The sequence below is a fragment of the Microbulbifer maximicatervae (SeqCode) genome (genome assembly GCF_052467065.1).
In genome coordinates, this window is record NZ_CP174299.1 from 3,544,811 (window position 1) to 3,556,902 (window position 12,092).

General features: G+C 47.1%; 10 protein-coding genes. 6 read left to right on the forward strand and 4 right to left on the reverse strand.

Annotated elements, in window-relative coordinates; all coding sequences use genetic code 11:
* Positions 1-21 precede the first annotated feature (21 nt).
* Complete coding sequence (locus tag ACJJI1_RS15745; protein ID WP_444957239.1) at positions 22-366, reverse strand: hypothetical protein; 345 nt, start codon at positions 364-366, stop codon at positions 22-24.
* A gap of 666 nt (positions 367-1,032) precedes the next feature.
* On the opposite strand from ACJJI1_RS15745, the gene ACJJI1_RS15750 reads away from it, so the two are divergent.
* A complete protein-coding gene (locus tag ACJJI1_RS15750; RefSeq protein WP_444957240.1) occupies positions 1,033-1,233 on the forward strand; it encodes a hypothetical protein in 201 nt (66 codons plus the stop codon).
* A 289-nt stretch (positions 1,234-1,522) separates the two neighbouring features.
* Entirely contained in the window at positions 1,523-3,232 is a 1,710-nt protein-coding gene (locus ACJJI1_RS15755) for a histidine kinase (protein ID WP_444957241.1), read from the forward strand.
* A 1,272-nt stretch (positions 3,233-4,504) separates the two neighbouring features.
* Here ACJJI1_RS15755 and ltrA read toward each other — a convergent pair.
* Positions 4,505-5,803 carry a group II intron reverse transcriptase/maturase gene (gene ltrA / locus ACJJI1_RS15760; protein WP_282931929.1) on the reverse strand — a complete coding sequence of 433 codons (1,299 nt, stop codon included), beginning with the start codon at positions 5,801-5,803 and terminating at the stop codon, positions 4,505-4,507.
* A 726-nt stretch (positions 5,804-6,529) separates the two neighbouring features.
* On the opposite strand from ltrA, the gene csrA reads away from it, so the two are divergent.
* Positions 6,530-6,709, forward strand: a complete 180-nt coding sequence (gene csrA / locus ACJJI1_RS15765) for a carbon storage regulator CsrA (protein ID WP_413665123.1) — start codon at positions 6,530-6,532, stop codon at positions 6,707-6,709.
* A gap of 254 nt (positions 6,710-6,963) precedes the next feature.
* On the opposite strand, the gene ACJJI1_RS15770 is transcribed toward csrA, so the two are convergent.
* Both ACJJI1_RS15770 and ACJJI1_RS15775 read right to left on the reverse strand, forming a co-directional pair.
* Positions 6,964-7,344, reverse strand: a complete 381-nt coding sequence (locus ACJJI1_RS15770) for a hypothetical protein (RefSeq protein WP_444957242.1) — start codon at positions 7,342-7,344, stop codon at positions 6,964-6,966.
* A 100-nt stretch (positions 7,345-7,444) separates the two neighbouring features.
* Positions 7,445-7,855 carry a rhodanese-like domain-containing protein gene (locus tag ACJJI1_RS15775; protein ID WP_444957243.1) on the reverse strand — a complete coding sequence of 137 codons (411 nt, stop codon included), beginning with the start codon at positions 7,853-7,855 and terminating at the stop codon, positions 7,445-7,447.
* Positions 7,856-8,179: 324 nt separating this feature from the next.
* On the opposite strand from ACJJI1_RS15775, the gene ACJJI1_RS15780 reads away from it, so the two are divergent.
* The 3 genes from ACJJI1_RS15780 to ACJJI1_RS15790 all read left to right on the forward strand — a co-directional run bounded on the left by ACJJI1_RS15780 (position 8,180) and on the right by ACJJI1_RS15790 (position 11,956).
* On the forward strand, positions 8,180-9,178 hold the full coding sequence (locus ACJJI1_RS15780) for a helix-turn-helix domain-containing protein (protein ID WP_444957244.1): 999 nt from the start codon (positions 8,180-8,182) through the stop codon (positions 9,176-9,178).
* 121 nt (positions 9,179-9,299) lie between these two features.
* A complete protein-coding gene (locus tag ACJJI1_RS15785; protein ID WP_444957245.1) occupies positions 9,300-10,307 on the forward strand; it encodes a tryptophan--tRNA ligase in 1,008 nt (335 codons plus the stop codon).
* Positions 10,308-10,387: 80 nt separating this feature from the next.
* A complete protein-coding gene (locus ACJJI1_RS15790) occupies positions 10,388-11,956 on the forward strand; it encodes an AbgT family transporter (RefSeq protein ID WP_444896666.1) in 1,569 nt (522 codons plus the stop codon).
* The last annotated feature ends 136 nt before the right edge of the window (positions 11,957-12,092 follow it).

Sequence of the window (12,092 nt, forward strand, 5' to 3'; positions counted from 1 at the left end):
ATGTCGTAGCTTCTTCAGTATCTATATTTTTTCGTCTTGAGGGAGGTGCTTGGAGGAGAGGTTCTTCTCTGTGATTTTTTCATATACCGCACTCTTTAAGCCATTTGATCCTAGAGGGTTAGCGATAACAATACCAACTGTTGCAGAGAAAAAATAAAGAGTCCCGGCCATAGAGGCAAGTATTTTATCTAGAATACTAACCTTCAAATTACCAAAGGTATTGCCTGTGAAATATTGGGTATCACATAGGCTGTTTGTTTGACCATGGTGCTGTATTTGGTTCTCATTCTCAATGTGAGTTAGCGTCGCTTCCCAGTTGGAACCGATCCATGTTTTTATGATGGGAATTAAGCGATAGCTGCTCACCCATTGCTTCTTTACCTTCGAACTTTGCGGCTGGCTGTGAAGCCCAAAAAGAATTGGAGCGGTAAGAGAAAATAAATTTGAGTTCATGACAGCAGTAATGACAGTCCCTGTGTTTCTAAACTTAAGCAATATATATAGGGTCTATCCCCGATATTAATTTTTAAGAAGAAGTAATGATGGGGCACTAGGCTACCCCAGTCAGGCACTAAACGCAAATAAAAATTATTATCATTTGGGGTTAGTGATGTGGCGCCACATTTTCTTCCAAGCCCAGGAATTGGTTAATTTCCAGCTTCTCTTGCTGACTATTTTTTATCCACTACCTCCTGTGTGGGGTTGTGAATCAATGAGTTTTCTGCAGAAATTAACTAGCGGGCAGCTCAGGTTGCTACTGATGGCATCAAGTGGCTTTATGAGTAGGTGTTATGGGTTGTTTGCCAAGGCTAAGATGGCAGGAATTCGCAATTCTGTGGGGGCGCTTACCTCTATTCCCCATAGCCGATTTTTTTTGTAAAAATAGAGCTTCAGTATTTGATTTCTATATTAAATTTCCGCGTGCTGAATATGGTTATTAGACCATTTCCATGGATATTATTAACCCTAATGAGGTTGCCTGTATTTGTAAGGGCTTGCTAACTGATGGCTTGGGGTCGGATATTCTGGCCAATGCAGTGGTATTCTTTAGGTTGGGGTATAACCGACCTGATGTTTAATGAGCGGGAGGACCGCTTATTGATAAGTGTCACAGCTACTTTGCTTGATGAAAGAGCTGGTTCACCATTTTATGAGTGTGAAAAAGTGGTCAAAGGCCAAAAATCATATCTCAATCGTTTTACTTTTACGCATTTACATTTCGATTATGAATGAGCTAATTTATTTAGCGTTTCTATTTTAATTTACTCTGTTTTATTGCTCGTTTTCGACAATATGTCCCTTTTTGCTGTGCTTTTGTCTTTATGTGTTTTTTGGGGGAGTGCAGGAAACTATTTTTCTTGAAAGGTAGCCTCCCAAGTTATCACGATATCAACCATTGTAACTATAACTTTACTTTTTAATCTCCTTCGCCTCTCACTTTATCTTATTTCTGGTTTTTCTTTTCACTGAAGCTTGGTAGGGTTGCGCGCGATTCAATCCATATTCCTTGGGGAGGGATGTTGTGAAGTTTAAAAGCAGTTCGGTAGTTATTGCATGTGGTGTGATCTTGAGCGCTTGTGGGGGCGGCTCATCTGGTGGAGGAGATGATAGTGGCGGAGGTTCCTCGATCTCAGAGGCGGCGACTCCTTACCTATATTTCAACTCAGCAAAAGTGTTCACTTTTGAATGGTCGGATGTTGAAGGGGCTACCTATTATCAACTTCTTGAGAACAAAGATGGGCAATCTGGCTATGAAGTAGTTAGCGATAAAATTTCTGCAGGTTCTGAAGTCGTAGAAATTAAGGTGCCTCTATTTGAGCGATTGAATGCTCGCTATATATTGCAAAGCTGTGATGATACAACTTGCCTGGATTCAAATGAAATATCGATTGATGAGGAAGTTGTCGATAGTATTGGTTATTTCAAGGCTGGTAATGCCGAAGCCGGTGACCAGTTTGGTTGGTCCGTTGCGATTAGTGACGACGGCTCTACAATAGCTGTTGGTGCGACTGGCGAAGATAGTAATGAGTTAAATGAATTTAATAATGCAGCTAGCGGGTCGGGGGCTGTATATATTTTTGATTATGGTGAAGATGGTTGGGTTTACCGAGCTGTTTTAAAAGCTTTAGAGGTTGAAAGTGGAGCTGCATTTGGATCTGCAGTGAGTCTCAGTGGCGACGGAAATACGTTGGCTGTTGGTGCCTACAAAGAAAATGGTGAGGATGATAACTTTTCGGCTGGCGCAGTACATATATTCACCCGTGAGGATTTGGAGTGGACTCACAGCGCTAAACTAAGAGCAGATAATCATGGCTACTATGATTTTTTTGGGCGGGCGTTGAGTTTAAGCGGTAATGGAACAACCTTGGCAGTTGCAGCCCCATCTGAAGATAGTAGTGCTACCGGTGTCAATAGTGGCCCTGATAATGACGACGCTTTGGATTCTGGTGCAGTATATATCTTCCAGTATTCTGGGGTTGAGTGGGGCCAAGAAGCTTATTTGAAGGCAAGTGATAGTAATTCAAATATGGACTTTGGTTCATCCGTTAGCTTGAGTGATGATGGTTCCATTCTGGCGGTTGGTGCTATTGGTGGGCATGGTGGCAGGGGAGCAACTTATATCTTCTCCAATAATGGAGGCTGGGCTCAGCAACAGCTACTTACTGCAGATAGTGCAAGAGTGGGCGATCGTTTTGGTTGGGATGTTAGTTTTAGTAGTGACGGCAACATGCTCGCTGTGGGCGCCCCACTTCAGGCCGGTGCTTCAGAGGATCCTGATGATCGCGATGGCTTCAATAATGGTGCTGTCTATCTATTTTCATATAAGGAAGATTTTTGGCACCAAAGTACTTATCTCAAGGCAAGTAATACCGATGAAGATGATGCTTTTGGTACGTCTATTAGTTTGAACAATGATGGCTCATTACTTGCGGTAGGTGCTCAGGAGAGTAGTGCTGGTATAGGTTTCTACGCTGATAGCACTGACAACTCGGCATCTAGGGCGGGCGCGGCCTATATGTATTTGATGGTTGATGGAAAGTGGATTGAGAGTGCCTATTTGAAGGCTAATAATACCGATGAGCGTGACTACTTTGGAACTTCAATCGCTTTAAGTGGCGATGGCGATACCCTGGTAGTGGGCGCTCCAGAAGAGCAGGGCTCGGATACTGGGCTTATGGCTAACCCAGATTTGAATGATGCGGATGCTGCGGGAGCTATTTATGTCTACTAGTTAGACGATACCTTTCTTGATCTCTAGGAATATTCCTATATCAGTTGGACTCATGTTCGTGGGTCCAACCATGCTTTATTTACCCTGCCGTTCAGTAGGGTGAAAACTCAAGTTCTTTCCTTTATTTATCTCTCTGAATTTTACTGTTGGTACGATCTAGAGATTAGGGCTCAATTTTTTAGCTCTATACTTTGAAGCTTCTATTTACTTTACATATCTAGCAAGCAATGGTAGGTGATTGGATTTTCTTTTTGCTGGTTAATGATTAATATCTTTCTTGGTTGTCACAGGTTAGGATTTTTCGTTTTGGTATTGGGTATCTTGATTTCAAGTATTATTAAATTAGGGAGCCTCTGAACAACTCCGTAATGCCTCTGCGGGTCTTGAAGGCTGCAGATGTTAGGCGCAGCTCGCCGCGAATGGCCGTAGCCCTTTGCAAGAGCTGCAACGCAGCAGCTGTAGCCTTCAAGGCCCGCCCTTCGGGGCTCGCAGAGCGATTCACACTCCGCGTTGCGACTTCTTGAAAGGTCTAGACATTCCTGCGAAGCCGCGCCTTGATTGTGAACCGCTTTGCAAGCCAGAGGTATCACGGAGTTATTCAGAGGCTCCTTAGGCTAAATTTGGAAAATATTTTTTTAGCTGCCCCCCACTTGATTGCGAGCATACCCAATCATTATTGCTCACACGGTCATAAATTAGAATGTCTACACTATCACTAGCTCAAAACGCACTATGTGCTGTTTGTGAAACTGATTCACTGGAAGTTTTAACCTGATTCAGAAGGCTCTTCCCTGCTACGGTAATGAGGGTTTAATTCTTCAGGCTTTTCGAAAAAAACACAGGGAGGGTTCCAGTCTAAATAGGAGCTGCTGATTGTTATCTGAAATTTTCCAATTTATAAATATATAAAAATATAGGCACAAAAATGATCTTATTGGAATTTATTAAGTTTGTTTTAATGTCAAAGCTGCGTAGAATCGGTAGATACTTTTAGTGGTTTGATCGTAATTGAGTGAGCCGATTAAAAAGGCTTTACAGGCTTGAAAGCCTGGAGAGAGCTGAGAGTTTTCTAAAAGACCCATCCCCTAAAGGAGAACGGTAGCGTGACATAAGAGTAAGTAAAAGGCGCTGACCCAAGGTGCTACCAACACCCGGGGCCAGCTAACCAAATTGATACACACATTATCAAAAGTCGAGTAGACCAAAGGAACTTCCCCTTCGACCTCTCACAGAACCGTACGTGAACCTCTCAATTCATACGGCTCTTCGTATTCAGCACATTTTCAATCTTCCCATTCTCCAGTGTGCAAACAAGCCGCGCATTTGTTGACGAACTTTTCCAATAAAGGCCCAACTCTTGAAACAGCTTCGCTTCAGATGCTTAAACTTCTTCCTGGCCCAACGCATCAGTGTTTGGTCAAGATACTTCTGAAGTCGATAAACACCATATCTCCGCCCAAAGTGACCATAGTAGTTCAGCCAACCCTGTATTGCGGGATTAAGTACTTTTGCCATTTCAGATAGTGATCGATCCACCCAGTTTATTACTCGCCATTGCCTGACCTTATCCTTAATCCTCTTGAAGGCCTTAGGGCTCATTGAAGGACTAAATGCGGTGAAGATCTGTCCTTGGCGATTCCTTGCTTTTCTGGGACCAAATCGAAAGCCCAGAAAGTCAAAGTGGATCACTGGGTGGGAGTCTTTACGATTACTGTTCTTGCAATAGACCTTGCGCGTTTTCTCTGGATGAGCCTCAAGCCCGCAGGTAGTCAAGCGTGCTTTTAGAGCCGCCAGTAAGCGATCCGCCTCTCGAGGATTACGACAATGGTAAACAGCATCATCCGCGTAACGCTCAAAAGGAATATCTCTGTGCGTTCTCACCATCCAGGCGTCCAGCGCGTAGTGCAAAAACAAGTTTGCCAGTAGAGGGCTGATTACACCCCCTTGTGGAGTACCTTGTGTTCGCTCTTCAAGCTGTCCGTCCCGATGTTGTACTGGAGCCGTTAACCAGCGCTGTACATAGAGTCTGACCCACTGATGATTATTATGTTTATCTAATGCCTTCAGCAGGAGTTCGTGATTAATATTGTCAAAGAAACCCTTGATATCTAAATCAACTACCCAGATTCTATCCCAGCATCGTTGTCGAGCTCGGCGCACTGCGTCTATAGCAGATTTGCCTGGCCGATAGCCGTAGGAGTCAGGGTGAAATACCTTCTCCAATTCTGGCTCCAGCAGTTGCTTAGCCACCATTTGCGCAATGCGATCTTCGATTGTGGGGATACCCAGTGGTCGCAGGCTGCCATCGAGTTTCGGAATATCCACTCGTTTGACGGCTGATGGAAAATAGCTGCCAGATGACATCCGATTCCATAGCTTGTACAGGTTTTTGGCGAGATTCGATTCATATTGCTCTATCGTTATCTCATCAATCCCCGCTCCGCCGCCATTGGCCTTGATCTGCTTCCACGCTTCCCAAACCGCTCGCTTGGGAATATTGAATGGCTTTGCGCTAATCGTTAATTCCTCCCCATCTGGGTTGATTACACGGTTAGTCGCCGAATACGACAACCCCTTCGCTCCACGTCCATTACAGCCGCTTCTCCACTACTACGGGTTGTTCCGCCCCTGTGACCAGTCTTGGTACTCAACGTCTTGCAGGGCCTCTACTTGACGCTCTTCCTTAACACCTGGACGACAGGTTCTCCTGTTCCACCCAAAAGCCTGTTGTGTGTTCACGCCACCTCTATGCCGGATGCCACTCGGTCGGTAAACAGGTAACCTCCAAGCTTATCCCCGCACTTAGCCAGTGCACGGGTTTTGACATCATCTTGGTAATACGCTTTCGACACCTCATCAGTGGTTCATTTGCATTCGTCTCTACACAACATACCTGACGTATCTCGTACGCCTTTTCCTCAAGCGCTTCTAACCAAAGCTCTTTACTCCGATCACCTTGAGGGGGTTTGTTATCACTTCCTGCAAAGCGATAACGGAGGGCCGACCTCCATCTCCTGGATAGCACGTATTTTTTTTATTTATAAAAATAAAAAATAAAAAAATACTCAGGACGCACTGGCTATATGCATAATACGCTAGAAACCCGCTCGTCTTCAATAAAGTGGAGTACATTCAGCAGCTTGGGACCAATTCCCAAGCTCTGGAAGTCTGGCGCCCGCCTTTTCCTCTTCTGTGCCTACCGCCCTCGCGCACCACCCCATATTTCCTTCAAATGTTGAATCACAAGTTCCCCCTTTCCCGGAAGTGCCCAAACTTTGATTATTGAAGGAAATAAGTATGTTGATTTTAAAGCGACGGACAGGTGAGTATCTAAGAATTGGAGCAAATGTCTCAGTCACAGTGCTGGAGGTAAAAGGAAATCAAGTTAAGATAGGCATAAGTGCACCTAAGTCACTGCCTATCCATCGTGAGGAAGTCTATGTGAGGATAAAAAAGAAACAGAAATTGGAGGCTTGAATATGTCGTAAGGGGGATAATTCTGGGGCAAGTGATTAAGATGCTGGACCTCAAGCATAAAGTTTTAGCCTTTGGCTGGCAGGCGATATACGCACTCTGGTTCGAGTGTCTCTTTGCTGCCAAAAGGCTCTTTTGAATGTCAATGCTAGTTAAGTGGCGGAAGGGCTAATTGTTTTCTGTCAGGTGAGTTGTAGAATTCTCCATCTCTTTTGTATTATAAGTTGAACTTGCAATCCTTGCTGAAAAGCCCGTTTTTATTTATGTCCCTTTGAAGATACCTTCAACCTTATATCGATGCAGCGATATTTCCGAGCTTCTTTCGCAATTGCACTCAATAGGGCTTGGGTAATCTCTTCTTTTCGGTTTGTATCACAATCCCCGATATATAGCTCACTGATAATAGCCCTGGCCGCCGAGCTTTCATTTTCTGGAATAATATTAAAGCTGATATACCCCTCAAGGTTGTGGTCTTGTTCCACAACCAGCACTTGATACTCTTTCCTTTGAAACAACCTATTTTGCAATTCAATTTGAGTAATATGGAAAGAGTCAGTTGAATTATTATGCCTGGCTAAGCAGCGCATCATATTGTAGAGATAGAAACAGTCGGTGGGGTGGGCATGGCGAACAAACATATGAGTACCATTCAATCAGTATTTCTTTGAGTCGGCGTTTGATAGCTTGACACATCCTTATGCCAAGCTATGTCATCCTGTAAGAGGTTAACAATAGGAATTAAATTGATTTGGCTGTTTCTTGGATGAGGGTAAACCCTTCATCTAGCCATCCGGTGATGCCGCCGATCATTTTCTTGACCGGCCTGTTAAGTGTGGCCAGCCTGATAGCTGCTTTTTCTGTCGCATTACAGTGTGGGCCTGCACAATAGACGACAAATAAAGTATCTGAAGGGTATTCGCTCAGCCTGTCTTTATTGATACGGCTGTATGGTAAGGATTCGGCTGTTTGTATATGTCCATTTTTATAAGCCTCTTCACCTCGCACATCTAAAAGTACGAAATCCTTGCGATTCTGGCCGACTGCGTGGTGTACATCCCAGCAGTCTGTTTCAAAAGATAGGAGGTTTTGGAAGTGGTTTAGCGCATCTTGGCTGTTGGCAGCGGGCACTCTACTTACGGCTGAACTCATAAATTACTCCCGGTGATTTCTCGGTGGTTCGTCAGGTTTCCAAGTGGCGATAGTGTCCCTTTTTGGTTGCTTCCGGGCGATCTACCTCTGAGCCAGATAGCATTAATTTTGCGCCAATTCTGCGTGCAAACTTGTGGGTCGGCTTTGGCTAGTGGGGTTCGGCTTTACTTATTCGAGGATGATGGTGATTTACCGATTAAATAATGCTTCAAAGGTTGAGGGTTTTATTCCCTGCATTGCTTTCAATAACTGCTCAACTGGGTATGCTGAATTGGATTTATTCGTTAACCTAATTTAATTAACTGCTGAGGGTTAGGGGTACCTATGTCGACGTTGGCACAAAAGCCTAATAAGAGCCAGAAAGTGGCTGTTCTCGCCCACCGGCAGGTCTCACTCTTCGAACTCGGTTGCGCTACCGAACTCTTTTGCCTACCCCGACCTGAACTTAGCGAGTTCTATACCGGTGAAATTGTGACTTTCGCTGAGGAAAACCCTCTTGCAACCGGCGGTCTGGCTCTGGCTTGTCGGCGGGTAGAGAGTTTGATGGATTATGATCTGCTGGTGATTCCCTGTTGGTCGACCAATGCACAACCACAAGATGCTTATTTGGAGCGGGTGCATAGGACGGTGGCTGAGTTTGCCGCTGCCGGCCGCCAGATTCTCACTTTCTGCTCCGGTGCTTTTTTGCCTGCGGAATTGGGGCTGTTTGATGGTCGGCAGGCGACTACCCATTGGTTGTTTGCGGAGCGTTTTCGTGAGCGCTTTCCTGCGGTGGAGTATGTGGGAGACGTTCTCTACGTGTGGGAGGACGCACTGGCGTGTGCTGCGGGTAGTAGTGCGGCCATCGATCTGGGCATTGAGTTTTTGCGGCGCAACCATGGTTATGAATTGGCCAATTCGGTGGCTCGGAGGCTGGTGATGGCTCCTCATAGGCAGGGTGGCCAGGCCCAATATGTGGAGATGCCGGTTGCCAAACGGCCGGATCACTTCTCCGCCGCGCTGGATTGGGCGATAGGCAACTTAGATGGCGCTATTAAAATTGATGATTTGGCGCAGCGTGCCCATTTATCCCGCCGTAGCTTTGACCGAAAGTTTCGCCAGTCGATGGGAATTGCTCCCAAGGAGTGGCTGATCCAGCAGCGCTTGCGGGCGGCGCAGAAGGCACTGGAGTCCGGTAAGGAGTCTGTAGACAGAGCAGCCCAACTGGCTGGCTTTGAGAGTAGTGCGACCTTGCGTCACCATTTCCGTCGGGCGTTTGGGATTTCACCCAGTGAATATCAGCGCCAATTCCAGGTTTCCGCCAAAGTGGCGGTTGAGGCTTAACGTTGGCCGCGTGTTGGTACGGCTATGGGGAGTCGGTACCTTTGGTTGATACACCCCTGGGCACTAAAGGGGTATGATTCGGTTTCTATTGCCTGATGACAGTACAGACTACGAAGGAATTATGACGAAACAGCGCGTATTAACCGGTATTACAACAACCGGTACTCCACACCTGGGGAACTATGTGGGTGCAATCCGCCCGGCGATCGCCGCGAGTCAGGATGAAAACAACCAATCGTTCTACTTTCTGGCCGATTACCACGCACTGATTAAGTGCCAGGACCCGGCACAGGTCCATCAGTCCACCCTGGAGATCGCTGCAACCTGGCTGGCCTTGGGCCTGAATACCGACAATGTGGTGTTCTACCGTCAGTCCGACGTCCATGAGATTCCTGAATTAACCTGGCTGCTCACCTGCATGACAGGCAAGGGCCTGATGAACCGTGCCCACGCTTATAAAGCAGCGGTAGATGCCAACCGCGCCGATGGCGAAGATTCCGATTTTGGCGTCACCATGGGGCTGTATAGCTACCCGATCCTGATGGCCGCGGACATCCTGATGTTCAATGCCAATAAGGTGCCGGTGGGTAAAGACCAGGTACAGCATATCGAAATGGCTCGGGATATTGCCCAGCGCTTCAACCACCACTACGGCGAGCACTTCGCTTTACCAGAAGCGGTAGTTGACGACCACGTAGCTGTGCTGCAGGGCCTGGATGGCCGCAAAATGAGTAAGAGTTACGGCAACACTATTCCGCTGTTCCTTCCTGAGAAGAAGCTGAAAAAGCACATTAATAAAATCAAAACCAACCTGCTGGAGCCGGGTGAGCCAAAAGATTCGGATACTTCCACTGTGTTCCAGGTTTGGCAGGCATTTGCCAGCGAAGAACAGACAGCAGAAATGCACAAAGCTTTTGAAGAGGGCATTGCCTGGGGTGAGGCCAAGAAGCAGTTGTTTGAGCTGGTGAACGGCCAGATCGGTGAAGCTCGCGAGCGCTACAATGAGCTGCTGGCTAACCCGGACCAAATTGAAACGGAGCTGGAGAAGGGGGCTATTAAAGCTCGCGCTTACTCTGCGCCCTTTATCGAGAAGTTGCGTCACGCGGTTGGTATCCGCAAGATAGGTTAGAGCTTTTCCTGAAAAAGCAGGAGGCCATGGAGTATCGGCCTCCTTTTTAATAAAAAATAATAAATGTACAGGGTGCAAACATGGAAAACGTTCAGGCAAATCCTGATGCCGGCAATAGTGCCGATAATAAAAATGGCTGGATTAATCGAGCGCTCAATTTTATTGAGGTTGTCGGTAATAAATTACCCGATCCCGCCGTTCTGTTTTTGATCTTGATGGTGGGAATCTGGGTACTCTCCTGGCTTCTCTCCGGTGTTAACTTCGAGGCCTTACACCCCGCTACCGGCGAGGCGATACAGGTAACCAACCTGCTTTCCAGTAGTGAAATGGCCCGCTTCCTATCTGGTATGGTAACTACCTTTACCAGTTTTGCGCCCCTGGGGGTGGTGTTGGTAGCCATGCTGGGGGTCGGTGTGGCTGAGCAGAGTGGCTTTATCAATGCGGTATTGAAAAAGCTGCTGGCGGTAACGCCGCAGATGCTGCTGACACCTATGTTGATTTTGGTGGCCATCGTCAGCCATACAGCCGTAGATGCGGGTTATGTATTGGTAATTCCTCTCGGAGGGGTGATCTTCTATGCGGCAGGGCGCCACCCTTTAGCGGGTATCGCTGCGGCATTTGCCGGAGTTTCAGGCGGCTTTTCTGCCAATTTTGTTCCCTCAGCGATTGATCCCTTACTGCAAGGCTTTACCCAGACAGCCGCACAGATCGCCAACCCGGAGATGCAGGTAAACCCCCTTAATAACTGGTTCTTCACTTCGGCTTCCTGCCTGCTGGTGACCCTGTTGGGATGGTGGTTGACGGATAAGGTCATCGAGCCCCGCCTCAAGAATGTAGAGGTGGATGGCGATGAAGCGGATATGCCAGTAATGCAGGAGCTGGGCGCCCGCGAGAAAAAAGCCATGTACCTGGCAGTAACTGTGATGGTGGCGGGTATCGTGGGGCTTGTGGCCTGGATGCTGCCAGAGACCTCAGCCTTGCGCGATGCAGAAGGGCAATTAGCCTCCTTCACAGCGCCGATTATGAAGTCGATTGTGCCGCTGATCTTCCTGCTGTTTGTGATTCCCGGTGTGGTATTTGGCTATGCGGCCGGCACCTTCCGCCAGAGTAAGGATGTTATTGATGCGATGTCCAAAACCATGGGCTCCATGGCTTATTACATCGTGATGGCTTTTTTCTGTGCGTTGTTTATCTCTGAGTTTGCCCGCTCCGGCTTGGGCACGCTGCTTTCGGTAGAGGGAGGGAGCTTGCTCGCGGCGATGGAGCTGCCGGGCCCGATTACCCTGATGGGCATTATTGTACTGGTAGCCTTTATCAACTTATTTGTGGGATCTGCCTCTGCCAAGTGGGCGTTGCTGTCCCCCATATTTGTGCCTATGTTGATGCAGATCGGTTTCTCCCCTGATCTCACCCAGGCGGCTTACCGGGTAGGTGATTCCTCCACGAATATTATTACCCCGCTGATGCCTTACTTCCCCTTGGTGGTTGTGTACTGCCAGCGCTATGTGAAGGGAACGGGTATTGGTACACTTGTATCCATCATGTTGCCGTACTCCATTGTGTTCCTGATTTGCTGGTCGCTGTTCCTGGTGGCTTACTGGACACTGGGGATGCCTTTGGGAGTGCAGGCTAGTTATACCTACCCCTAGGAAGTAGGGGATCTTTGTCTGGAACTCCCTAAATCAAATCCCGATATATACAATCCCAATCTGAGTGGTCGCTACTGAGCGGCCACTTAGTATTTTTCCTGCCTTAGAATCTGCTTTTACTCATTCCATCAAGTCA

What these genes read in the sequence shown, in the direction of transcription:
- ACJJI1_RS15750 (WP_444957240.1), top strand. Translation starts at nt 1,033, where the DNA reads ATGCAGTGGTATTCTTTAGGTTGGGGTATAACCGACCTGATGTTTAAT.
- ACJJI1_RS15785 (WP_444957245.1), top strand. Translation starts at nt 9,300, where the DNA reads ATGACGAAACAGCGCGTATTAACCGGTATTACAACAACCGGTACTCCA.
- csrA (WP_413665123.1), top strand. Translation starts at nt 6,530, where the DNA reads ATGTTGATTTTAAAGCGACGGACAGGTGAGTATCTAAGAATTGGAGCA.
- ACJJI1_RS15780 (WP_444957244.1), top strand. Translation starts at nt 8,180, where the DNA reads ATGTCGACGTTGGCACAAAAGCCTAATAAGAGCCAGAAAGTGGCTGTT.
- ACJJI1_RS15775 (WP_444957243.1), bottom strand. Translation starts at nt 7,855, where the DNA reads ATGAGTTCAGCCGTAAGTAGAGTGCCCGCTGCCAACAGCCAAGATGCG.
- ACJJI1_RS15790 (WP_444896666.1), top strand. Translation starts at nt 10,388, where the DNA reads ATGGAAAACGTTCAGGCAAATCCTGATGCCGGCAATAGTGCCGATAAT.
- ACJJI1_RS15770 (WP_444957242.1), bottom strand. Translation starts at nt 7,344, where the DNA reads ATGTTTGTTCGCCATGCCCACCCCACCGACTGTTTCTATCTCTACAAT.